Raw genomic sequence first — 22,310 nt, forward strand, 5'->3', positions numbered from 1 at the left:
ATGTTGCGCAGACGCTCAACGCCGCGCTTCGAGCGGGCGACACCGGCAATACCGGACCGTTCATGTGCGAGCAGGAATTTAGCGTAGGTCCAACCTTCGTTTTCCTTGCCAACAAGGTTTTCGACTGGCACGCGGACATCCGTCAGCCAGGTCTCGTTCACCTCATGGGTGCCGTCGATCAGCTTGATTGGCTTCACTTCGATGCCCGGCGTATTCATATCGACGAGAATGAAGCTGATGCCTTCCTGCGGCTTTTTCGCGTCAGGGTCAGTGCGGCACAGGAAGAAGCCCCAATCGGCATGCTGCGCCAAAGTGGTCCAGGTTTTCTGGCCATTGATCACGTAATGATCGCCATCGCGGACGGCCGTGGTCTTCAGGCTGGCGAGGTCGGAACCAGCGCCCGGCTCGGAATAGCCCTGACACCACCAGACATCGCCGGACAGGATACCCGGCAGGTGGCGCTCTTTCTGCTCTTCGTTTCCGAATGTGTAGATCACCGGCCCAACCATCGAGACACCGAATGGCAGCGGCATCAGCGCATCAACGCGCGCATTTTCTTCTGACCAGATGTAGCGCTGGGTCGATGTCCAACCTGTGCCGCCATATTTTTCTGGCCAAGCCGGCGCAGACCAGCCTTTTTTGCCGAGCACCTTGTGCCAAGCCAGGAATTCCTCGCGCGTGAGATCTTCACGCGTTCCAATTCCATCCAGTTCCTTTGGATAATTCTCGCGAATGAATTCGCGGACTTCATTACGGAAGGCAATTTCTTCCGGCGTAAAATCGAGATTCATGACGGCTCCTCACTGTGCGCTGACTGCGCATCATTCTTGCCCCCTCTATTTCCGCCATTTTGGAACAAAGGCAAGGTGACGTGAGCGTAAACGTCAGGTTCTCGTCGCGTCAGGTCGCACTTGCTCCCTCGGGCTCAGCGATGAAGGGGGCACACGCTGTTTTAAGAAGACCAATCGCCGTGGCCGACCCGAGACCACCACCAGTCTGGAACTCAAGCTGAAGCAAGGGCTGCAAGCCCAGTCGCTCCATCGCTGCCTCGTGGGCAGGCCGCCTCGTGACGTGAGACGCGATACAGTGACTGATCGCCTTCGGCTCAATCGCGTGCACAACCGCCGCCGCAATTGTGGTGGCGAATCCATCCAGCACCACCGGGATACCCTGATGGCGCGCGGCGATGATCGCGCCGACGCACGCCGCCAGTTCACGCCCCCCCACATGCCGCAAAGCCTGCAACGGATCGGATAAATGCCCGCGATGCAATGCGAGCGCGCGGGCGACGACATCTACCCGCCGCTCCACCAGTTCAGCGGTCGTCTGATTGCTTGGACGGACCCAATAGTCCGGCGCGCCGCCATACAGGGCGCAAGCCACAGCGGCAGCAGCGGTGCCCACACCCGCGCCAGAAACCGCTAGCGCCAGCAGGTCCGGCTTGTCTTCCGCGGTTTCGAACCCGTAGGCGATCGTCGCAGCGCACTCACGCTCCGACATGGCCGGGCTCTCGGCAATGCTTTGCGTAGGCTTGTCAATTGCGAGGTCATAAACGCGAATATTCGCACCAGATTGGGTCGCGATGGCCGACAAGGGCGCCTTTCCTTCCCGCAGTGCATCGACGTGTGCGCGCGTGTCGTCTGGACTGGAGAGGGAAACGCCCTCTGATGCCAGGCCGTGAGAACTGGCAAAAACAGCCAGGAAAGGCTTTTCGATCCGGGGAGGAAACCTGCCCTGCCATTTTGCCAGCCAGGCCGCCGCCTCGCCGAGGCGGCCAAAATCCCCCTCACGCCCCATGCCGAGAAGTGCGTCCCGCACTTTCTGCGCGGGTGCCGCATCGGGTTCAGGCGCGTTCCGGATCAGGGAACGGGCGTCTTCCAGAGGTGAAATTTCCTGGGTCGACTCACTCAAGGGAAACGCTCCGTCTTAATATTCAAACTGCTTGTTCTTATAACAGAAAACAAACCCAATCGGCGACAAGGTTTTGTTACTGAATTCATGGGATTGTCTTGCACACACTCGATCGCTGATTACCCTATATCCATGACCGCTCAAGCCATCAAATCGCCCTGTATCAAAGTTTGTGCTGTAGACGCCTCTACAGGACTCTGTCTCGGGTGCGCGCGAACGCTCAAGGAAATTGGGGGATGGGTAAAAATGGGGGAAGAAGGACGTGAGCAGGTGCTTGCGGATCTGCCTGCGCGGATCTCCCGCCTCGAGTCCCTCGGCAAGCGTTAGGAGCCGGCACGATGTCACCACAGAAAACCATACTGGCCGGTTTCGGCATCGCTGTGGCGCTTTCGGCCATCGTCAGTTTTATCATTGCCCCAAAAATGGAGCAGCATCGCACTGAGCTTGCAACGATGACACCGGAGGCCGCGCCTGCCCCCACCGAAAAGCGAACGTCGGTTCGCTTCGCCAATGCCGCAATCATCGATCGCGAAGATGATGGACACTACTGGACGCGCGCAGAAGTCCACGGCACCGCGGTCAAATTCATGGTGGATACCGGTGCCAGCACGGTGGCCCTCACGTATCGAGATGCCCAGCGCCTGGGCCTTAATCCTGAAACCCTCGACTATCGCTGGGAAATCCGGACCGCTGGCGGCATTACACACGGCGCCGCTGTAACGCTGGACAGCATTCGCATCGGACAGGTTGAGATTGAACAGGTGGGCGCAATGATCCTGAAAGACGGGCTGGAACAGTCGCTGCTGGGCATGACCTTTCTTGGCGAACTTTACTCGTATGAATTCAAGCAAAGCCAGCTGATCATACGCCGGTAATCAGCGCACCGTTGCGGCCTTTGCCAACGCCGATCTCCCAGGCGAATCGTTCCTCATCGCCAGCCCAACGGGCATAGGCTACGCGCCCCTCAAGGCCTGCTGCGTCCATCAGATCCCGATACCAATAAACAGCGCCCGCATTCAGCCTTTGCGGGTGGACGCCCCATAGCAGGCAAGCAGTGCGAAGCCTCTGATCGTCCAATGAACCATACAGGATCGGTGCCTTGCCACGCACACGCGCGAACCGGGCCAGACGGTCGAAGGCTCCCGTTCTCAGGGCCAGCGCAGTTGCGCCTTCTGCCTCTGCCATGCCCTGTGATGTCTCTGCGACGACATCAATCGCCGTTTGTGCGGGTTGGTCCCCAGAGAATTGCTCCAGGGAACGACGATAGTCTTCGGCGCTCTCGGTCGCACGAATGATCCGCGACATGATGGCGACAGTTGTCGCCGGATGTCGCCCAACCGCAGTTTCCCCTGACAGCATCACCGCATCCGCGCCCTGATAGATCGCCGTGGCGACATCAGACGCCTCTGCGCGTGTGGGCGCGGCGTTCTCGATCATGGATTCCAGCATCTGCGTTGCCACGATGACAGGCCGACCCAAGCCACGCGCGCAGCGAACGATGCGGCGCTGGATCACCGGGACATCTTCGGGCGCGTATTCGACGCCCAGATCTCCCCGGGCGACCATGACGGCATCAGCCGCGGCGACAATCGGCTCAAGATTATCGATCGCGGCAGGCTTCTCCAGCTTTGCAACCAAGGGCGCGCGACCCTTGATGATCGCTTTGACTTCTTCAATGTCTTCAACAGTTTGGACAAACGACAATGCGACCAAATCCACGCCGATTTCCATTGCGAAATCGAGATCAGCCCTGTCTTTCTCCGTCAGGGCGCGCACAGGCAGCGCCTTGCCGCGCACCGTAAAGCCCTTCTTGTCTGTCAGTTTTCCAGGCACCTCCGCGCGAACCCTGGGCGCATCGCCAGCCTGCGTGACGGTGAACATGAGCTTACCATCATCCACAAGGATAACGTCGCCCTCTTCCAGTACCTCGACGATCTCGGCGTGAGGCACAGGGATAGTGTCGTCGGCATCTGTCGTTTCTGCGGCAACAACGGCGTATTCTTTCTGGTATCGCAGGCGCAGTTCGCCGCCGGGCAGCGAACCGACTCTCACTTTTGGTCCCTGCAAGTCGCCGAGTGTCGCCAAAGGTCGCCCGGTTTCTTTCTCTGCCGCGCGAACCGCCTCCAACGCCGCCTTGTGCGCGCTGTGTTCGCCATGACTGAAGTTCAGGCGAAACACGTCAACGCCGGCATACGCCAAAGCCAGCACTTCCTTGGGCGAGCGACTGCCCGGCCCAAGGGTCGCCACGATCTTTGCATTCTCACCAATCAGAGTCTTACCAGTCATTCCGCCCTCCCGATGACAAGGTTGACACAGCTACTATACGAGTCCGCCGGAACTGGCCAGTCAGCGTTGCGCGAAGTCTGTTCGGAAAAAATATGCGACTGGTTGCATCCAATAGATCGAGTCGGTGCATCTGACTTCAAAAGAGGAGTTTTCATGAAATCAGCCATCATTGCCCTGTCAGCCCTTATCGCGATTGCGCTTCCAAACGCCGTCGCAGAAGATGCCCCAGAGCCAAGAAACAACCCGGTTCAGATAATGGTGCTCGGCACTTATCATTTCGGAAACCCCGGTCTTGATCTGGTCAACACCGAGGCGGACGATGTGCTTCTGCCAAAGCGGCAGGCTGAACTAGAAACACTGGCTGACCGCTTGCTGGAGTTTCAGCCCACAGCGATTGCGATCGAAAGTATCCGCCGGGCAGATGATGCGCTTGACCCAGAGTTTCCTGACTTCACGCCTGATGACCTGACCCGCCAACGTAATGAGAGCGTGCAAATCGGCTATCGCGTGGCGCACGCGGCTGGCCTGGACCGCGTCTATGCTGTGGATACGCAAGAGGGCGAGATTTCCTATTTCCCTTTTGACCGGGTTGAAGCGTTTGCCGAACGGACCAATCGCCAGAACGAGATCACCTCAAAAATCGAAACCATCAAAGCTCAGGCAGAAGCCATGATGCGTGACCAGGCAACGACTCCGATTGCCGAGATGCTTGCCCGGCAGAATGAGCCGGGCCTGATTGATGAGATGCATTCCGGATTCTACTATGGCCTGCTCAACATGACCGACGCCGAGGACAATGCCGGCGCCGCGCTCAATTATGGCTGGTATGCCCGCAACGCAGAAATCTTTGCCAACATCGCAGAAATCTCACAGCCCGGTGACCGGATCCTGGTCATCTACGGATCAGGTCACAATTACTGGCTCCGCCACTTTGCCGAAGAAACGCCTGGCTTCGCCCTGGTCGAACCGAACCCTTACCTGGTCGACTAGTCCACAGCAAACGGATCATAATTCAGGATCGGCGCCAACCACCGCTCGGCCTTGCGGGTATCCCACCCCTTGCGCCGGGCGTAATCCTCAACCTGATCCTTTTCGATACGGCCGACAGCGAAGTACACGCTTTCCGGATGTGCGAAATACAGGCCGGAAACGCTGGCCGCAGGAGTCATTGCGAAGCTTGAGGTGAGCTCAACACCGATGCGGTCTTCGGCTTCCAGCAATTTGAACAGGGTTTCCTTCTCGGTGTGTTCCGGCTGGCTCGGATAGCCCGGCGCGGGACGAATCCCCCGATACTTCTCCTTGATCAGCTCAGCGTTGCCGAGGTCTTCATCAGGCGCATATCCCCAAAGCTCCTTGCGAACACGCTCGTGCATGTATTCCGCCATCGCCTCAGCAAACCGGTCAGCCAACGCCTTGACCATGATGGAGGAATAGTCGTCCCGCTTCTCTATGAATTCCTTGGCAATTTCCTCCGCCTGCGGACCGGCAGTTACACAGAAGCCACCAATCCAGTCATCGCCCTCTGGCGCAACAAAGTCTGACATCGCAAAGTTCGGACGCGTATTGTCTTTCACCATTTGCTGCCGCAACGTATGAAACACCTCGCCCGATTGAAGGTGAATGTCATCGCCGACTGAATTGGCCTTCCAGAAGCCGACAACCGCCTTCGGCTTGAGCCACGCCTCACCGACCAGCTGCTGCATCATGCCTTGTGTATCATTCCACAAGCTTGTCGCCGCTTCGCCCACAATCTTGTCTTCGAGAATTTGCGGGAACTGTCCGGCAAGATCCCACGCGGAGAAATACGGCGTCCAGTCAATGTACCGGGCAAGCGTTGCCAGATCGATGTCTTCGAAAGTCCTGACACCCTCGAAACTTGGCGCAGGAGGCGTGTAGCTGTCCCAGTCCAGTTTCAGGCGCGCCTCTCTTGCCTGTTCGATCGGCAGGCGCGGCTTGGGCGGGCCGCCGGATCTCGCTTCGCGCATTCGTTCGTAGCGGGCCTTGGTCTGAGTCACAAAGCCGGGCTTGTCGTCTTCGCTGAGCAGTGTGCTGACAACGCCGACAGCGCGGCTGGCGTCAGAAACATGAACCACAGGCGCACAGCGGATGACCGGATCAATCTTTACCGCCGTATGCGCCGGGCTGGTGGTCGCGCCGCCAATCAGGAGGGGCTGCACCATGCCGCGACGTTCCATTTCGGCTGCCACATAGACCATTTCATCAAGGCTTGGCGTGATGAGACCAGACAGGCCGATCACATCAACATTTTCCTTTATGGCCGTATCCAGAATGGTTTCAGCAGGCACCATGACGCCTAGGTCAAGAATTTCATAGCCATTACACGCCAGCACAACGCCAACGATGTTCTTGCCGATATCGTGTACGTCCCCTTTCACCGTGGCCATCAGAACCTTGCCATTGGAAACGTCGACCGTGCCAAGACGCTGTTTTTCCTCTTCCATGAACGGCTCAAGCCACGCCACCGCCTGTTTCATCACACGCGCGGATTTCACCACTTGCGGCAGGAACATCTTGCCAGAACCGAACAGGTCTCCGACAACATTCATGCCGTCCATAAGTGGCCCTTCAATAACATGCAGCGGGCGCTCTGATGCCAGACGCGCCTCTTCCGTATCGGCATCGATGAATTCCGTTATGCCGTGGACCAGAGCGTACTCAAGACGTTTGGCGACCGGAGCTTCCCGCCAGGACAAATCCTTCTCTGCGGTCTTGCCCTTCTGGCCCTTGAAACCTTCGGCAATCTCGATCAGGCGCTCAGTCGCATCGTCGCGCCGGTTCAGGATCACGTCCTCTACGCGTTCACGCAATTCCGGTTCGATATCGTCATAGATATCGAGCTGGCCTGCATTGACGATCCCCATATCCATGCCGGCTGGAATGGCGTGATACAGGAATACAGAGTGCATGGCCCGGCGCACAGGCTCATTTCCCCGGAAGCTGAAGGAGACATTCGAGAGTCCACCCGAAATGTGGCAGCCGGGACAAGTCTCTCGGATCACGCGCGCAGCCTCAATGAAGTCCACGGCGTAGTTGTTGTGCTCCTCGATGCCCGTCGCCACAGCAAAAACATTGGGGTCAAAGATGATGTCTTCGGCAGGGAAACCGACATCCTCAGTCAGAATACGGAAGGCACGCTGGCAGATCTCGACCTTGCGGTCTTTTGTATCGGCCTGCCCGACCTCGTCGAATGCCATGACAACAACCGCAGCGCCATACGCAAGGCACGCGCGCGCCTGCTTCCGGAAAATCTCCTCACCTTCCTTCATGGAAATGGAGTTCACGATGGCCTTGCCCTGAACGCATTTCAGGCCAGCCTCGATGACCTCCCATTTGGAGGAGTCGATCATCACCGGCACCCGTGCGATGTCCGGCTCGGCCGCAATCAGGTTCAGGAAGGTCCGCATAGCCTCGGCGCCATCAAGCATGCCTTCGTCCATGTTCACGTCGATGACCTGCGCGCCATTCTCGACCTGCTGGCGCGCAACCTCAACGGCGTCGGCATAGCGGCCTTCCGTGACCATTTTGCGGAACCGCGCGGAACCGGTGACGTTTGTGCGCTCACCAACGTTTACGAAATTTTGTGAAGCTGAGTTGGTCATTTTCTTGTTTTCCCGGCATCAAGCGGCCAGTTGCCATCGGCTACGGGCGGGAAGCCCTCGATAGATTTATTGTACCAGTAGATCCAGGCCATTTCGCCAGTCTCTTTTGCTGCGTGGTCGAGCAAGGGAATCTGTGTGCGCAGATAGAGGCTTGTCTCCGGGTCGTCGGTGACATCCTCGAACGCATCCATCGCAGGCATGATCGCTGGATCGCTGATCTTCCAGCGAACGCCATAGCATAGCGTGTCTCCGTCCACCACGCCAGGAAAGCCACCCAGATCAACCATCCGACCACGGAATCTGCACGGCGCACCGAAGGCGCCCGCCGTCGCGAGCGGAAGATCCGCCGGCTGTCCTGCGGCGCCCTGCTTCAAGAGGCCGTAGAACACAAAAAGGTCGCCAGCCCTGACTTCCGCCTGCGTCACGCGCCCACCTCAAACGGTTCGAGGCCAGACAGACGCATGGTGTGCTTGCCGGGAACTGGGTCGCGCGGCTTTACACCGTCCACCGCCTTGGCAATTGCCGCGATGTGGTCCGGCGTCGTGCCACAGCATCCGCCGAGAATGTTCACAAGTCCATCCTTCGCCCATCCACCCACAGCGCCGGACGTCTGCTCGGGCTGTTCGTCATATTCGCCCATTTCATTCGGCAGGCCAGCATTCGGATAGGCCGCCACCAGCGTGTCCGCGACACGGGACAACGCGGCGATGTGCGGACGCATCAGATCGGCGCCGAGTGCACAATTGAACCCTATGGCGAACGGCTTTGCGTGACGAACCGAGTTCCAGAATGCTTCAACTGTTTGGCCAGACAGTGTGCGGCCTGAACGGTCGGTAATCGTTCCCGAAATCCAGATCGGCAACTTGTCCATGCCTTCATCTTCGAGGTCCATGATCGCCTTGATCGCCGCCTTGCAGTTCAGCGTGTCCGTGATCGTCTCAATCAGGTACAAATCGACACCACCTTCGTTCAGGGCACGGATCTGCTGGCGATAGGCATTATAAACTTCGTCAAACGTCACGGAACGCGCGCCGGGATCGTTCACATCTGATGACATGGACAACATCTTGTTGAGCGGTCCGATGGACCCGGCGAGGAAACGAGGTTTGTCAGGGGTCTTCGCAGTCCAGGCATCCGCCGCAGCCCGGCCAAGCTTCGCGCCTTCCATGTTGATGTCCCAGACCGACTGCTCGTCCAGCTTGTAGTCGTCCTGCGCAATCACGGTTGAGCTGAATGTGTTGGTCTCGGAAATGTCCGCGCCTGCGCCATAGTAGGCGTTGTGAAGATCCGTCACGATGTCGGGACGGGTCAGGCAGAGGATGTCATTGTTTCCCTTCATCTGCCCGGGATACTTGTCTTCAGGGAAGCGATCTCCGCGATAGTCGGACTCCTCCAGGCCGCGCCGCTGAATCATCGCGCCCCATGCCCCATCCAGGATCAGNATACGTTCTTTCGCGGCCGCTTTCAGGGCGTCAATACGATCTTGTCTGNTCATCNGTCAGGCCGCCTCAGCAGAATTNGGTTTCAGGCCAAGCAAGCGGCACGTGGACAGTGCGAGGCCTGCGCGGTTCAATGTGTAGAAGTGGAAATCGCGAACGCCTTCATCCGAGAGTTTCCGGCAGAGGTCCGCCGCTACGTTCGCGGTGACGAGCTCCCGGGTTTCCGTATCCTCGTCAAGNCCATCGTAAAGCTCATGCAGCCAGCCTGGCAGCGATGACCCGCACAGGCCGGAAATGCGCTTCAGCCCCTTGAAGTTTGGCTGCAGCATGATTCCCGGCACGATTGGCATGGTGACGCCTCCCGCGCGGGCCTTTTCAAGGAAGTTCAGATAGATTTCGGGCTCAAAGAAAAATTGCGTTATTGCGCGATCCGCCCCGGCATCCTGTTTGGCCTTGAGAAAGGCTATCTCGGCATCCCAACCGCGGCTTTCGGGATGAAGCTCAGGATAGCACGAGACGGATATTTCAAAGCAGCGCCCAAGGTCTGGCCGATGTTCGCGGATGCCCTCGATCAGATCAATCGAGTCGCGAAACCCNCCCGGATGCTGTTCAAACTTNTCGCCCATGCCCGCAGGCGGGTCGCCGCGCAGCGCCACGATGTGCTTCACGCCAGCCTGCCAGTAGTCTTCGGCGACGGACAGGACTTCTTCTTTCGTCGCACCAACGCAAGTCAAATGCCCAGCAGGGCGCAAATGGGTGTCCTGCGCGATCCGCCGAACGGTGTCATGGGTCCGCTCCCGCGTAGAACCGCCCGCACCATAGGTCACAGACACGAAGTTCGGCGCCATGGGCTCCAACCGCTCAACCGTTTCCCATAGCCGCGCAGCCATGGCTTCAGTTTTCGGTGGGAAAAACTCAAATGAGACGGATGGTGCGTCGCTGGATTGAAGTGAAGAAAGCGGACTCATTTGGTTTACTCCGTGGACGTGGCGGATTTGACCGCCTTCCATATGTTTACGGTCAGTCCATCTGCTGCATCAGCCGGTGGCGCAAAAGATTTTGGTTCGGACACATTCAATCCGACATCGCTGGTCCATGCCTGCATGGCATCGTGCGACAACCCGAGCCGGTGGTGGCCATGCTCAGCGCGCAAAAACTCAAGATCGTGAGGCGCAAAATCTACNACNAGCAATTGGCCGCCAGGCCGCAGAACACGGGCCGCTTCCGATATCGCACGATTGGGTGTGTCCATATAGTGCAGCACTTGATGGATGATCACGAGATCAGCGCTGTTCGATTCAAACGGCACGGCGGTGACATTGCCCTGACGCACTCGCGCGCCATCAATACCCAAACGCTCGAGGTTGGCGCGCGCGACCGTCAGCATGTGATGGCTGAGATCAATGCCTTCGGCGCTCTCGGCGCGCGGCGCGAAGAGGCTGAGCATTCTTCCGGTACCGGTTCCAAAGTCCAGCACGCGCCCGAAGGGCCCCTGGCCAGCCAGCTCCAGAAGCGCCGACTCAATAAGGTCGTTCGGATAATGTAGTGAGCGCAACCTGTCCCAGTTTTCAGCGATACTTGAGAAATACGCTTCCGCCGTATCTGCGCGCGTGGCGCTNACCTCTTCGAGATGCTGGCGGTCACGGACGAANTCCGCTTCCTCAGGATCGAGTTGGGCAAACAACGCGTCCAGAAATGCTTTTCCCGCACCTCTCGTGGCCGCACGATAAAAAACAAAGGACCCTTCCGGCAAACGCTCAACGAGCCCTGCCGCGGTCAATGCCTTGAGATGATGTGACAATCTCGGTTGGGATTGCTCCAAGACCTGCACGAGTTCGCCCACCGACAGATCCCTCTGACGCAACAGCGACAGCACGCGCAGCCGGGTTGGCTCACCCGCCGCGCGCAAGCAATCGATCATGGGAGAACTTGCCAAAATCATTTAACGACATAAACATCGATTTATATGTTTTAGCAACCCGGCTTTACAGAAATATCACCTATGCATGCTTGTGTGCCACCGAGTGTTGAAGCCCACAGGGTTTGCCACCATTTACCGAGTTCGAAACACGGGGTTATCGATACATGACACAGCGAGTCTTCGCCGCCATACTTGCCATGGGCCTGGGAGCCTGCGCGTCCACCCAGAGCGTTGAGACTGGCACAGTCAGCGACCCCTATGAGGGTTTCAACCGTCAGATGTTCGCCTTCAACAGTGAAGTCGACAAATATGCGCTGGGCCCNGCCGCNGGCGCGTACGAAACAGTAACACCCGAATTTGCGCGAGATCGCGTTGGCGACTTCCTGCACAATTTGAAGTCCCCCGTCATATTCATCAACGATGTGCTGCAAGGCGAAGGCGACCGCGCAGGCGATACACTTGGGCGTTTCCTGATCAATTCCACGATCGGCGTGGCCGGTCTTTGGGATGTCGCCGGGTACAATGGCATCGAAAAGCACAGTGAGGACTTCGGACAAACCTTGGCGGTTTGGGGCGTCGAAAGCGGTCCGTATCTCGTGCTGCCATTGATGGGCCCGACAACGCCGCGTGATTTGTTTGGCGGCGGCATAGACCGGGCACTGGACCCACTGAACTGGACCGAATTCGCAGACAATCCCGATCTGGACGATCACATCGCAATTGGCAGNAGTGTGCTCGGCGGCCTGAACGCCCGCGTCGCCCTGGACGATCAGATCGAACAATTAAACGCTCAACCGGAACCTTATGTGGCCCTGCGCCGGATTTATTCATCTCAGCGTCAGGCTGAAATCCGTAACGGTCGCATAAATGAGGAAGAAGCGTACGACGATCTCCCTGATTTTGACGAATTTGAATAATAAGCGAGTGGCACGACCACAAACAGGAGCAAGAAAGTGAAACGCGAAATCAGACATTTGGCATTGGCGGCCACCGCGATGCTGATGTTTTCCTCCAACGCATTCGCAGACGCCAAGACGGAAGCCTACGTTCAGGAAAACGCCAGCGAAGTGCTGGCATCCCTGAATGACCCATCCTTGAACGCAGAAGAGCGCACTGAAAAATTCAATGCCTATATGNACGAGTTCACGGACATGGTCGCCGTGTCCAATTTCGCCATCGGCAAGTATGCCCGTCGCTTTAACGACGATGAGCTAGCTCGCTACCGCAAAGTGTTTCGCGAATACGCACTCGCTGTCTACGAAAACGAACTCGACGCCTATCGCGGCGAAGCGGTGGTCGTGAAGGATTCTGTTGATCGGTCGGAAACTGACTCCATCGTCAACACGGTCATCAAACGGCAGGACGGCAAGGACATGGATGTCCGCTGGCGTGTGCTGACGCGAGACGGAAAATATCAAGTCGTTGATGTGGCACTGAACCTGGACGGAAATCTGATTTGGCTGGCCATTGAACAACGGGCACAATTCCTCGCCCTGCTCGACCGCTCGAACGGATCCGCCGATGCGCTGATTGAAAAGATCGAGAGTATGAAGCGGAACCTGGAAGCGAGCACTCGCGGCTAGCTTTATGCCTGATTAAACGCACCAGTGCTCGAAACGCATGTTCGTGGCCTTCCGAAAGGCTTCCGCGTCTGGAGACAGTTGATCTTGAAGGCTTTTAATCACGCTTGCATCGAAATCCGGCAGGACATTTTTCTGAGATTTAGAGCGTATTGCGTTACGAGCGTTTTCAACCAGGCTACGGGGCGCGTGCTGACGCACCATGTGCCCTAGCCGAGTTGACCTCATTCTGTGCCACCAGTTTGGCAACGCATTCAGATCTGCCGCCGAGTTCTTTGAAGGGAGTTCGACGGTTTGGAGCGCTTCGGGGTCAGAAACTCCAACATGCTGACCTACTCGAACCAGAGATTTCGGCTCTTTCAACATGTCTGCAAAATCAACGATAAGAATATCGTCTCGATCCCAATGATCGAAAAACGGCTGCATCTGGTAAGCATAGCGACTGACGTTGATGGCGTGGGCCGCGTTCTTTGTGTCCAGCCATTCCGAAGGTGATGGCAAGTCCTCTCCGAATAAAATGGAGTGTTTGTATTGCGAAACAACCCGCTTCACCGGATCACGCGCAACGAAAACCAACTTCGCATTGCCCGCGTGCTTTTTGATCAGGCGCCACGTATCCGGAAACACGTCTCGCTTCGTATAATTCGGACAAAAGTCGATCTTCGGAAGATTACTCTTTCCGAACTGACGCGAATACCAACTCGCTCCGACCTCCATGTTGACCGGCGTAAGAAAGAAGTCTGTTTCTTTGGACTCCGGAACGGACGCCTGCCCCGACTGACGAAACAGGTGGTACAGGGAAGTTGTACCGGCGCGCATTGCGCCAATTACAATCGCGTCAGGCGCTATGTCGCTTTCCAGCGGCCTCATCTCGCAAGTGCCCATCGCCATCAATTCCCTCTCCGAAGCAGCAAACTGTCTGCCGACAAACCGCAATGCTGACGACGGAACGAAACATGATCGATGAGATTCAAAGAATCAACCGCAAACCCTTAAAAACAATGGTTAAATTCCGCATTGTCCAATTATTGGGCGTCGCAATCACCGATCAGTTGAAACGCGAGCAAGCAATTCGTGCATCGGACGAATGTTTGCGCGAGTAAATATGTACTAAACTGGTCAGCGGGCAAATTTCTTGAATTTCAGGCGCTTCGGATTGACGGCATCTTCGCCAAGGCGTCGTTTCTTGTCCTCAAGATAGGATGAGAAGTCGCCCTCAAACCATTCGACATGCGAGTCACCCTCGAACGCCAGAATGTGCGTCGCCATTCGGTCCAGGAACCAACGATCGTGAGAGATAATCACGGCGCATCCAGGAAAGGCATCGAGCCCCTCTTCCAGCGCCTGAAGCGTTTCGACGTCCAGATCGTTGGTCGGCTCGTCGAGCAGCAGCACGTTGGAGCTCTGCTTCAACATCTTGGCCAGATGCACGCGGTTACGCTCACCGCCTGACAACAGGCCAACTTTCTTCTGCTGGTCAGAGCCTTTGAAGTTGAACGCGCCGACATAGGCGCGAGAGTTCACTTCGATGCCGCCGAGGTCGATGACATCTGTGCCGCCCGAAATCTCTTCCCAGACATTCTTGCTATCATCGAGCTTGTTCCGGCTCTGGTCGACGTAGCCAAACTTGACCGTGTCGCCGACGCGAAGTGAACCAGCATCCGGCTCTTCCTGCCCCAGGATCATCTTGAACAGGGTCGATTTACCTGCGCCGTTCGGGCCGATGACGCCCACGATACCGCCGGGCGGCAGTTTGAAGTCGAGATCTTCGATCAGCAAATTGTCGCCAAAGCCCTTCCGAAGGTTTTCAGCCTCGAGCACCACATTGCCGAGCCTTGGACCAGGGGGAATGCGGATCTGAGCGGTTGAGACCTTCTCCTTTTCAGCCTCCGCTGCCTTCTGTTCGTAGGATTGGATACGAGCTTTCGACTTGGCTTGCCGCGCTTTCGGACTGGAGCGAACCCATTCGAGTTCCTTGGCCAGCGAGCGCTGCTTGCCACGCTCTTCGCGCGCCTCTTGCTCCATCCGCTTGGCTTTCTGCTCCAACCAATCAGAGTAGTTGCCTTGGTATGGAATGCCGCGTCCACGATCGAGTTCGAGAATCCAGGTCGTGATGTCATCAAGGAAATAACGGTCGTGGGTGACGAGGATCACACAGCCTTTGAAATTAATGAGGTAATTTTGAAGCCAGGCCACCGTCTCTGCGTCGAGATGGTTGGTCGGTTCGTCCATCAAAATCATGTCAGGCTTGGAGAGCAACAGCGCACAAATCGCAACGCGGCGGACTTCACCACCAGAAAGCTTCGAAACGTCTGCATCGTCAGGCGGGCAGCGCAGAGCTTCCATTGCCATCTGGATCTTTGAGTCGATGTCCCAGGCATCCGCAGCGTCGATCTTTTCCTGAAGCGCGGTCATTTCTTCCATCAACTCGTCGGAATAGTCCTCTCCGAGCTTGCCGGAGATCTCGTTGAACTTGTCCAGCATCTGCTTCTCAGGACATGACGCGGCGATGTTCTCAAAGACCGACTTCGATTCGTCCAGCTTTGGCTCCTGAGGCAGATAGCCGACTTTAACGCCGTCAGCCGACCAGGCTTCGCCATTAAATTCCTTATCTTGGCCGGCCATGATGCGCAGGAGAGTCGACTTACCGGCACCGTTGACACCGACGACACCGATCTTCGCATCCGGAAGGAAGCTGAGGTGAATGTTCTCGAACACCTTCTTGCCACCGGGATAGGTCTTGGACAGACCTTGCATGTGATAAACATATTGGGGACCGGCCATGAAANGCGTCTCCTGAAGAATGGGGGAAATACGTCGCCTCAGTTACGCGGGAACGCGCGAAAATCAAGCGGGCAAGCACAACCGATCCCGGTTATCTGGTTCCTGAGCCCTAAGAGACCCTAACCCTCGATCTGCCTACGCTCATCTTCTGTCAGAACGCTTGCCAGCCGCTCGAGTTCGGGCCCCGCACTGTGATTGCCCATATCGTGGGCGCGGCTGAACCAGCGCCAGGCTTCAACAAAGTCTGGCTGTTCCTTTCCATGTCCACCCGCATGCGCCATACCGAGGTTGAACGCACAACGATTGTCNCCCANCTCCGCGCCCTTGTCCCACCAGGCTTGTGCCTCCGCAAATTGCTTGGGACCACCCTCGCCGGTCATCATCATGACGCCCAGGAACGTAATGGCATTCACTTCACCGAGATGCGCAGCCTTCTCAAACAGCGCGCGGGCCTCAACCTCGTTGCGCTCACCCCCGAGGGCACGAAGNTTCATGAAGCCGAGATTGAACATTGCAGGCGCAAGTCCCGCCTCGGCAGCTTGTGCGTAATACGCGCGAGCGGCGGCGAAATCCTGATGCACACCCCGACCGTGGTGCAGCATCGCGCCAAAATTGTTTGCAGCAGCAGCATGGCCTGAGTCTGCAGCGCGACGCATCAACGCGGCTGACTTCATCAAGCTTTCGCCCCCTTCGCCATCAAGTAGCAAAGCCAAAGCTTGTTCGAACAAAACATCCCCGTCCGCCATGCCCCACACGATATGCAATATCGGCTCGCTGAAAAGNGATTTTNTCAGTTGNGAGCTCAGAAAGTTGAATGGGCGCTTCGCGTGTAACCCAATTGGAATATTTGATTTTTTTGGAATCTCATTCCTCTGCATGCACGTTTAGAGGTAAGTGGCACAATTCCAGATGCAGAACGCCAATTTCGCGGCAATGTTCTGCCTCANNCANTCNGNTGTACGNGGNATCACTCCGGGACTTGGCGGCGCCTTCTCNCANCNACCTCAATGGCTTGAAACAAACACACTTTTGGAGGTCAACTTCNCCAGATGCCCACAATCAGAGGTTTTATACCTTGCCGCAAAACATCATCTGTCTTCTGTTGCTGCAATTGCAGGATCAACGGATCGACGCAAGCATGTAAGCTGGCCCAAAATCACGTTGGAGCGACGAACACATGATCAAGCCCTGGTCCATTCTCGAGAGCCGACAGACCTTCAAAGACCGATTTCTCTCTGTCCGAACCGATGTTTGTCAAAGGGACGATGGTCACATCATTGACCAGTACCACGTGCTTGAGTTCACAGACTGGGCGACAATCATCCCCATCACGGATTCCGGCAATATCGTGCTGATCCGGGAGTATCGTCATGCGGGCGAGGTCGTGCTGCTCGGTCTTCCCGGAGGCGTTATGGATGCCGGTGAAACTGATCCAAAAATCGCTGCGCAGCGGGAATTGAGGGAAGAAACGGGATATTCGGCGCGGGATTTCGTTCCTGTCGGGACGTGCCATCCGAACCCTGCGGTCCAAAACAACCGCCTCCACTTCTTTCTCGCGAGCGGGTGCCGAAAGACAGATGTTCAATCTCTTGACCCGAACGAAGAGATCGAAGTTCTGGAGATGCCCTATCAGGAGTTTCTTTCGTATGAGAAATTTGATGCGCAGCACGCTCATCACGCGGCGGCACTATTTTACACCGAGCGGTATTTCGGCAAGCATCCGGAAAAACGACCGTGAGGAGATGCCATGCCTGCCTTTCAACCAACTGCCGACCAATTTCGTGCCTTTCGGGATGACCCGCACGATGGCCCCGTCGCCCAGGTAAACCTGCTGAAGTTTAGAATTAAGGCTGAGTACAAACCGGAAGATCCAGAATTTGGTGAGGAAATTGACGGTCAGACAGCCTACATCCGCTATTCCGAAGCGTTCACCAAAGCTGCCGCTGAAGTCGGCGGCTCGACGACCCTTCTGGCGACCACGGAACGCTATTTCATCGGTCAGGGAGACTGGGATGGCGTTCTGGTCAATCATTTTCCCAATCGACAGGCCTTCATCGCGACACTGAACCATGCCGAATACAAATCCATGTCTCGCCACAGGGACGCTGGTCTCTTGTGTCAGGAGTTGCTCGTCACCCGCCCGATCTGGCTGAGTGGAGACAAGCTATGAGCCGTTACGATGTTTATGGTGCGCTTGGGTCTCCGTATTCCATGAAAGTGCGGGCGGCGATGCGCGCAAAACGTTTGGTCCATACGTGGACTGGGATGACGGCCGAAGACCGGCAATCCGTTATGCCGAATGTGCGCGCGCCGGTAATTCCCGTGATCCGGAAACCGGATGGCCAATGGACGAATGATTCCACGCCCTTCCTCTTGTCGCTTGAAGGAGAGGGGCGTGATTTGCTGCCGCCCTCCCCGGTTGCGCGCTTCGCATGCCTGCTTTTGGAAGACATGGCGGACGAATGGTTCATGAAAGCAATGTTTCATTATCGCTGGGCTTATGAAGACGATGCCGAATGGTGCGCGAATTGGCTGATGTTCGACTCATTGCCGAATGCGGGCCAAGACTCGGTTGAAGCAGCCGCGAGCACCATCCGTGAACGGCAGATTAGCCGGATGGCCCTTGTGGGCTGTACGCCCCAGACCGGCCCCTTGATCGAAGCAAGCTGGAAACGGATTTGCAGCGAATTGGAAACTCTGGCCACGAGCCCGACCCGCTTCCTGTTTGGAGATCGCATCTCGCTCGCTGATCTCGGCTTCTACGGCCAATTGAAAGTCATGAGTGTTGATCCCACTCCGATGCTGTGGCTGCGCAAGGAAACACCCTATCTTTATCGATGGCTGGACCATGCCGATGATGCCAGCGGAGTCGATGGCGACTGGGCGGAAGGCATTGCGCCCGTTGTGGAGAACCTTCTGCGCATTGCCGGCGATACATATTTGCCTTTTCTGAAGGCAAACGCGGACGCGCTTGAGGGCGGCTTGGACACTTTCTCACTTGAGATAGAGGGCCGGCCGTACGAGCAAGGCGTCTTCAAGTATCAGGCTAAATGTCTGCAATCGCTGCGCTCGGATTGGAGTGACCTGAGCGCTGACGACCAAGATGCGATATCGTCCATGATCGGCCCCGGCAGCCGCATCCTGATGGCGGGCAGCTAGACATTAAACTGCTCGCCAGCGCAAACCGCCTCCTTTTGGTGGTTTCCATTCTGCCAGGATCGCCTCAAACTCCCACGGTCAATCAATCGAGGAGCCCGTAAGTGACGAAGAAGCCGTCCGCCATATCTGATCTGCTACACCATCGGGCGCGAGGCCTGTCGAAAGGCGAGCCAATATCTTTGCCCATCATGGCCAGCACGACCTTCATGCTACCGGGTGACCCGGATGGAAGTCATTTCTACGGCCGCAATGGCAACCCCACAATAGAAACGGTCGAAGCGGAAATCGGCATTCTGGAGAAAGCTGAAACGGTTCTTTTCCCGTCAGGCATGGCCGCGATTTCAGCCGTGTTCCACACCCTGCTTCGCCCGGGCGACAAGGTGCTTGTCCACGCGGATGGCTATTACAATGTCCGCGCTTTATTAAGCGAGCATTTCGAACCACGCGGTGTAACCGTCGAAGCCTGCGCGACGGTAGACATGGCGGACGCTGACTTGACNGGATGTCGGCTCGTGATGATCGAAACGCCGTCGAATCCGGGACTGGATGTTTGTGACATTGCGGCGGTTGCGGACCGGGCGAAATCTGCTGGCGCGATCCTCGTTGCGGATAACACGACAGCCACCCCGCTCTGCCAGCAGCCGCTCGATCTTGGGGCCGACATTGTGTTGATGGCTGACACGAAAGCCATGGCCGGGCACTCTGATGTGCTCTGCGGACATGTCGCAAGCCGGGACACTTCCTTGATGAACAAGGTTCGAACCTATCGAAGATTGGCAGGCGCGATTGTCAGTCCGTTTGATGCGTATCTGCTTCATCGCGGGCTTGAGACGCTGGAATTGCGCGTTTCTCGGGCAAACCANAATGCGCTTGCGGTGGCTAAAATGCTGAATTCGCACCCCCTTGTTCAGTCNACACGCTATCCAGGCCTCCCCCATGACGCGAGCCATGCCGTCGCGTCTCGTCAAATGCGCGAGTACGGACCAATCGTCAGCTTCACGCTGCAGGATCGACAGTTCGCAGAAAAATTTATCAATAACAACGAGTTAGCNGTGCCCGCGACCAGTTTTGGGGGTGTTCACACCTCTGCTGAATGCCGTATNAGGTGGGGCGATAAGGTCACAGATGGATTCATTCGTTTGGCCTGCGGCATTGAACCCACTGAAGACCTTGTAAACGCAACGGAAAATGCTTTACGAGAATTGGGGTCCGAATAGTCGTATAAAAGTGACTTCGCGGACGAAGTGGTATAGCGTTTGCCTCTAACGGGCAGGGGTCTCGTTTGATGAAGCGTTTGAGTATAGTTCTGTTTTTTGCCTTGCTTGGTTTGGGCGTCTGGGGGTGGTTACGCATTAACCAGCCCGAACCGCCTATGGCATTGACCGAAGCNCTTCGTATAGACCAAGGCGAAATTCGGGGTGGTGTTGATCCTGACAATCCGGAAGTGGAAGTCTTTAACGGCATCCCCTACGCCAGCGCACGTCGGTGGTCGGCGCCGACAGCTCCGCCGCAATGGGGCGCAATCACGCGTGATGCACGNGACTTCGGACCGGAATGCCTGCAGCCTCGNGGGCATATGGATCAGGTCGTNGAACGGATCATCGATGGCAATGGNCTTCCCTGGTGGAAGCGCACACTCGCTAAACGNCTTATCGCCGCTCAGCCAGAACCGCTTCAAGCAGAAGACTGCCTCTTCCTGAATGTGCGCACCGCAAATCGACACGGCATCAAAAAGNTGCCGGTTATGGTTTGGATTCACGGTGGTTCACACCAGACCGGGGCGGGATCATCTGCATTTTATCAGGCAAATGGGCTTGTCGAAAAAGGCGTTGTACTCGTCACGTTCAATTACCGCCTCGGCCCGTTTGGATACATGGCTCACCCTGCCCTTTCCGAGGAGTCTGGAACATCTGGCAATTATGGCCTGCTCGATCAGGTTGCAGCCCTGCGTTGGGTACAGTCAAACATCAGTCGTTTCGGCGGCGACCCGAACAATGTGACGATATTCGGCGAAAGCGCAGGCGCTCAGTCAGTCAGCGAACTCATGTCTACTCCGCTGGCTGACAATCTGTATGACAAGGCCATTCTNCAAAGTGGCGTCAGCAGCTATAACGCTCTGCACCTGGACCACTCAGCCCTTCCCAACATTCAAAGCTCTGAGGAGGTCGGCGTCGAATTCCTGTCGACCCTCGCAAACGACACTGCAACAGCAGATGGTTTGCGCGCGATACCTTCTGGCGCAATCATTGATCGCGTGCTTGTACGGCAAGATCTCACCAAATACTTCCTGCCAACCGTGGACGGACAAATCTTGCCGCTGCCCATAGGTGAAGCCATTCGCGATGGCGGCGCAAAGCGCGTTCCCCTTCTGGCCGGGTACAATGCCGATGAAGGCACGATCTTCTACCCTGATCGCAAATCACCCACTGCCCTTAGCGACACGATTTCCGGCTCAATGGCTCAACGAGAAGCAATGCTGGAAGGCGTCTTCGGCGTAAACTCGGCCAAGGCCTTGCAGGCCCTGTATGGCATGACCAGTCTTGAATCGTGGGACCGGGGCGCAGAGAAAATGCTCGGTGACGACTGGTTTGGCGTCCACACGCGATTTCTTGCAAAGGCAAACGTTGCGGCGGACCAGCCGACCTGGCTCTACCATTTCAGCCGCACGCCTCCGGGCAAGTCACAGACGCTCGGCGCGCACCACGCGGCCGAAATTCCGTTTGTCTTCAACAGTCATAGTGGCTTCCTGCCATTGTCTGGCGATGACGACATCCTGACGGAAAGAATGACGTCTTACTGGACGAATTTTGCCAAGACCGGCAATCCGAATGGAGACGGGCTACCTGAGTGGCCCGCTTATACACCTGATGATGATATCTGGCTGGAACTCGATCACGAGATCAAGCGCATCAGCAGACTACGCGCCCGAAAGCTGGACATCCTTGAAAGCAATCTGAATCACAGGATCGATGCGATCAAGCAGTCGAAGACGCCGCTTGAGCTGATCGAAAACACCGCGCTGCTTTCAACAGCCGCTGGCCTAGGCGGTGAGGAGCGTATCGCAAATAGCGACTAGGCCCTCCTGATCCACCTGATCGAAGGCGTCCAGTTCGGTCGAATCCACATCCAACACCGCCGCGAGCTCTCCATTCGCATCAAACACCGGAACCACAATCTCGGAGTTGCTGGCCGAGTCGCACGCGATGTGACCTGGAAATGCATGTACGTCTGGCACGATAACGGGCTCGCGACTCGAGGCGACATGCCCGCAAACACCTTTACCGAACGGGATACGCAGGCACCCCAGCGTGCCCTGATACGGGCCGACAACCAGTTCAGCATCCTTCAACGGGTCTACGACGTAGAACCCCGTCCAGAAGAAACGCGGGGCGAAAGCCTGCGACAGAATACAGGACGCCGTTGCGTACCGCGCAGTAATGGACGTCTCGCCAGAGACGACGCTCTCGATTTCCGCCTTCAGCTCCCGGTATCTAGCCGCCTTGTCCATGTTCTGCCTCATCTCTGCCTTGGGCGGGCTATATCGGGTGGATGAGTTCACTTCGCAATAGGCCGTTGATGCCGCTGGAATCCTCTGAAATAGTCAGGGAGA

Annotated in this window: 23 protein-coding genes; 11 read left to right on the plus strand and 12 right to left on the minus strand. The window is 56.8% G+C overall.

What is annotated here, in order from left to right; genetic code table 11:
- Together CBB91_RS08645 and CBB91_RS08650 are read right to left on the minus strand one after the other, a co-directional pair.
- A partial coding sequence (locus CBB91_RS08645) for an acyl-CoA dehydrogenase family protein (protein ID WP_273013515.1) occupies positions 1 to 791 on the minus strand: 791 nt, incomplete at its 3' end.
- 109 nt (positions 792 to 900) lie between these two features.
- The gene (locus CBB91_RS08650; RefSeq protein WP_035553824.1) at positions 901 to 1,911 is read right to left on the minus strand and encodes a nicotinate-nucleotide--dimethylbenzimidazole phosphoribosyltransferase; all 1,011 of its coding nucleotides are present in this window, start codon (positions 1,909 to 1,911) and stop codon (positions 901 to 903) included.
- A gap of 132 nt (positions 1,912 to 2,043) precedes the next feature.
- Between CBB91_RS08650 and CBB91_RS08655 the strand changes: the two genes are divergently transcribed.
- Together CBB91_RS08655 and CBB91_RS08660 are read left to right on the plus strand one after the other, a co-directional pair.
- A complete protein-coding gene (locus CBB91_RS08655) occupies positions 2,044 to 2,238 on the plus strand; it encodes a DUF1289 domain-containing protein (protein WP_081806204.1) in 195 nt (64 codons plus the stop codon).
- Between the two features lie 11 nt (positions 2,239 to 2,249).
- The gene (locus CBB91_RS08660) at positions 2,250 to 2,786 is read left to right on the plus strand and encodes a TIGR02281 family clan AA aspartic protease (protein WP_051602802.1); all 537 of its coding nucleotides are present in this window, start codon (positions 2,250 to 2,252) and stop codon (positions 2,784 to 2,786) included.
- Here the strand turns inward: CBB91_RS08660 and pyk are convergent.
- The gene (pyk, locus tag CBB91_RS08665) at positions 2,773 to 4,197 is read right to left on the minus strand and encodes a pyruvate kinase (protein WP_272982810.1); all 1,425 of its coding nucleotides are present in this window, start codon (positions 4,195 to 4,197) and stop codon (positions 2,773 to 2,775) included. The two genes, CBB91_RS08660 and pyk, sit on opposite strands and share 14 nt — an antisense overlap.
- Positions 4,198 to 4,350: 153 nt before the next feature.
- On the opposite strand from pyk, the gene CBB91_RS08670 reads away from it, so the two are divergent.
- The gene (locus CBB91_RS08670) at positions 4,351 to 5,187 is read left to right on the plus strand and encodes a DUF5694 domain-containing protein (RefSeq protein WP_273013518.1); all 837 of its coding nucleotides are present in this window, start codon (positions 4,351 to 4,353) and stop codon (positions 5,185 to 5,187) included.
- On the opposite strand, the gene metH is transcribed toward CBB91_RS08670, so the two are convergent.
- The 5 genes from metH to CBB91_RS08695 all read right to left on the minus strand — a co-directional run bounded on the left by metH (position 5,184) and on the right by CBB91_RS08695 (position 11,198).
- Positions 5,184 to 7,817 (minus strand): methionine synthase, encoded by a 2,634-nt coding sequence (metH, locus tag CBB91_RS08675; protein WP_273013521.1) that lies wholly within the window; start codon positions 7,815 to 7,817, stop codon positions 5,184 to 5,186. The two genes, CBB91_RS08670 and metH, sit on opposite strands and share 4 nt — an antisense overlap.
- A complete protein-coding gene (locus CBB91_RS08680) occupies positions 7,814 to 8,242 on the minus strand; it encodes a gamma-glutamylcyclotransferase family protein (protein WP_273013522.1) in 429 nt (142 codons plus the stop codon). The genes metH and CBB91_RS08680 overlap by 4 nt, the downstream gene beginning before the upstream one ends.
- Complete coding sequence (locus tag CBB91_RS08685) at positions 8,239 to 9,312, minus strand: homocysteine S-methyltransferase family protein (protein WP_273013524.1); 1,074 nt, start codon at positions 9,310 to 9,312, stop codon at positions 8,239 to 8,241. Before CBB91_RS08685 ends, CBB91_RS08680 begins: the two co-directional genes overlap by 4 nt.
- Positions 9,313 to 9,315: 3 nt before the next feature.
- Complete coding sequence (metF, locus tag CBB91_RS08690; RefSeq protein WP_273013526.1) at positions 9,316 to 10,224, minus strand: methylenetetrahydrofolate reductase [NAD(P)H]; 909 nt, start codon at positions 10,222 to 10,224, stop codon at positions 9,316 to 9,318.
- A gap of 5 nt (positions 10,225 to 10,229) precedes the next feature.
- On the minus strand, positions 10,230 to 11,198 hold the full coding sequence (locus CBB91_RS08695; RefSeq protein WP_273013528.1) for a metalloregulator ArsR/SmtB family transcription factor: 969 nt from the start codon (positions 11,196 to 11,198) through the stop codon (positions 10,230 to 10,232).
- A gap of 143 nt (positions 11,199 to 11,341) precedes the next feature.
- Here CBB91_RS08695 and CBB91_RS08700 point away from each other — a divergent pair, with 143 nt between their 5' ends.
- Together CBB91_RS08700 and CBB91_RS08705 are read left to right on the plus strand one after the other, a co-directional pair.
- The gene (locus tag CBB91_RS08700; RefSeq protein ID WP_273013530.1) at positions 11,342 to 12,094 is read left to right on the plus strand and encodes a VacJ family lipoprotein; all 753 of its coding nucleotides are present in this window, start codon (positions 11,342 to 11,344) and stop codon (positions 12,092 to 12,094) included.
- A gap of 36 nt (positions 12,095 to 12,130) precedes the next feature.
- Positions 12,131 to 12,760 carry an ABC transporter substrate-binding protein gene (locus tag CBB91_RS08705; protein WP_273013531.1) on the plus strand — a complete coding sequence of 210 codons (630 nt, stop codon included), beginning with the start codon at positions 12,131 to 12,133 and terminating at the stop codon, positions 12,758 to 12,760.
- Between the two features lie 12 nt (positions 12,761 to 12,772).
- Here CBB91_RS08705 and CBB91_RS08710 read toward each other — a convergent pair whose 3' ends face one another.
- Positions 12,773 to 13,648, minus strand: coding sequence for a sulfotransferase (locus CBB91_RS08710; protein WP_273013533.1), 876 nt, complete (start codon positions 13,646 to 13,648; stop codon positions 12,773 to 12,775).
- Between the two features lie 65 nt (positions 13,649 to 13,713).
- Between CBB91_RS08710 and CBB91_RS08715 the strand changes: the two genes are divergently transcribed.
- Positions 13,714 to 13,860: a hypothetical protein gene (locus CBB91_RS08715; protein WP_273013535.1), complete on the plus strand. Its 147-nt coding sequence runs from the start codon at positions 13,714 to 13,716 to the stop codon at positions 13,858 to 13,860.
- Positions 13,861 to 13,876: 16 nt separating this feature from the next.
- Here CBB91_RS08715 and ettA read toward each other — a convergent pair whose 3' ends face one another.
- The gene (gene ettA, locus CBB91_RS08720; protein ID WP_035553848.1) at positions 13,877 to 15,541 is read right to left on the minus strand and encodes an energy-dependent translational throttle protein EttA; all 1,665 of its coding nucleotides are present in this window, start codon (positions 15,539 to 15,541) and stop codon (positions 13,877 to 13,879) included.
- A 119-nt stretch (positions 15,542 to 15,660) separates the two neighbouring features.
- Positions 15,661 to 16,287, minus strand: a complete 627-nt coding sequence (locus CBB91_RS08725) for a tetratricopeptide repeat protein (protein WP_273013538.1) — start codon at positions 16,285 to 16,287, stop codon at positions 15,661 to 15,663.
- Between the two features lie 431 nt (positions 16,288 to 16,718).
- On the opposite strand from CBB91_RS08725, the gene CBB91_RS08730 reads away from it, so the two are divergent.
- From CBB91_RS08730 to CBB91_RS08750, 5 genes are all read left to right on the plus strand, one after another.
- Entirely contained in the window at positions 16,719 to 17,279 is a 561-nt protein-coding gene (locus CBB91_RS08730) for an NUDIX hydrolase (protein WP_273013540.1), read from the plus strand.
- Positions 17,280 to 17,288: 9 nt separating this feature from the next.
- Positions 17,289 to 17,711, plus strand: coding sequence for a DUF1330 domain-containing protein (locus CBB91_RS08735; protein WP_035553852.1), 423 nt, complete (start codon positions 17,289 to 17,291; stop codon positions 17,709 to 17,711).
- On the plus strand, positions 17,708 to 18,700 hold the full coding sequence (locus tag CBB91_RS08740; RefSeq protein ID WP_273013542.1) for a glutathione S-transferase N-terminal domain-containing protein: 993 nt from the start codon (positions 17,708 to 17,710) through the stop codon (positions 18,698 to 18,700). The genes CBB91_RS08735 and CBB91_RS08740 overlap by 4 nt, the downstream gene beginning before the upstream one ends.
- A 101-nt stretch (positions 18,701 to 18,801) precedes the next feature.
- On the plus strand, positions 18,802 to 19,917 hold the full coding sequence (locus CBB91_RS08745) for a cystathionine gamma-lyase (RefSeq protein ID WP_273013544.1): 1,116 nt from the start codon (positions 18,802 to 18,804) through the stop codon (positions 19,915 to 19,917).
- A 68-nt stretch (positions 19,918 to 19,985) separates the two neighbouring features.
- Positions 19,986 to 21,776, plus strand: a complete 1,791-nt coding sequence (locus CBB91_RS08750) for a carboxylesterase family protein (RefSeq protein WP_273013546.1) — start codon at positions 19,986 to 19,988, stop codon at positions 21,774 to 21,776.
- On the opposite strand, the gene CBB91_RS08755 is transcribed toward CBB91_RS08750, so the two are convergent.
- Complete coding sequence (locus tag CBB91_RS08755) at positions 21,741 to 22,208, minus strand: GAF domain-containing protein (protein ID WP_035553864.1); 468 nt, start codon at positions 22,206 to 22,208, stop codon at positions 21,741 to 21,743. The genes CBB91_RS08750 and CBB91_RS08755 overlap by 36 nt on opposite strands.
- Positions 22,209 to 22,310: the final 102 nt, after the last annotated feature.

The sequence above is a fragment of the Hyphomonas sp. TMED31 genome (assembly GCF_002172815.1).
Lineage (GTDB): Bacteria > Pseudomonadota > Alphaproteobacteria > Caulobacterales > Hyphomonadaceae > Hyphomonas > Hyphomonas atlantica.

What these genes read in the sequence shown, in the direction of transcription:
- CBB91_RS08715 (WP_273013535.1), top strand. Translation starts at nt 13,714, where the DNA reads ATGATCGATGAGATTCAAAGAATCAACCGCAAACCCTTAAAAACAATG.
- CBB91_RS08730 (WP_273013540.1), top strand. Translation starts at nt 16,719, where the DNA reads ATGATCAAGCCCTGGTCCATTCTCGAGAGCCGACAGACCTTCAAAGAC.
- CBB91_RS08655 (WP_081806204.1), top strand. Translation starts at nt 2,044, where the DNA reads ATGACCGCTCAAGCCATCAAATCGCCCTGTATCAAAGTTTGTGCTGTA.
- CBB91_RS08670 (WP_273013518.1), top strand. Translation starts at nt 4,351, where the DNA reads ATGAAATCAGCCATCATTGCCCTGTCAGCCCTTATCGCGATTGCGCTT.
- CBB91_RS08740 (WP_273013542.1), top strand. Translation starts at nt 17,708, where the DNA reads ATGAGCCGTTACGATGTTTATGGTGCGCTTGGGTCTCCGTATTCCATG.
- CBB91_RS08710 (WP_273013533.1), bottom strand. Translation starts at nt 13,648, where the DNA reads ATGGCGATGGGCACTTGCGAGATGAGGCCGCTGGAAAGCGACATAGCG.
- CBB91_RS08735 (WP_035553852.1), top strand. Translation starts at nt 17,289, where the DNA reads ATGCCTGCCTTTCAACCAACTGCCGACCAATTTCGTGCCTTTCGGGAT.
- ettA (WP_035553848.1), bottom strand. Translation starts at nt 15,541, where the DNA reads ATGGCCGGTCCCCAATATGTTTATCACATGCAAGGTCTGTCCAAGACC.
- metH (WP_273013521.1), bottom strand. Translation starts at nt 7,817, where the DNA reads ATGACCAACTCAGCTTCACAAAATTTCGTAAACGTTGGTGAGCGCACA.
- pyk (WP_272982810.1), bottom strand. Translation starts at nt 4,197, where the DNA reads ATGACTGGTAAGACTCTGATTGGTGAGAATGCAAAGATCGTGGCGACC.
- CBB91_RS08660 (WP_051602802.1), top strand. Translation starts at nt 2,250, where the DNA reads ATGTCACCACAGAAAACCATACTGGCCGGTTTCGGCATCGCTGTGGCG.
- CBB91_RS08755 (WP_035553864.1), bottom strand. Translation starts at nt 22,208, where the DNA reads ATGGACAAGGCGGCTAGATACCGGGAGCTGAAGGCGGAAATCGAGAGC.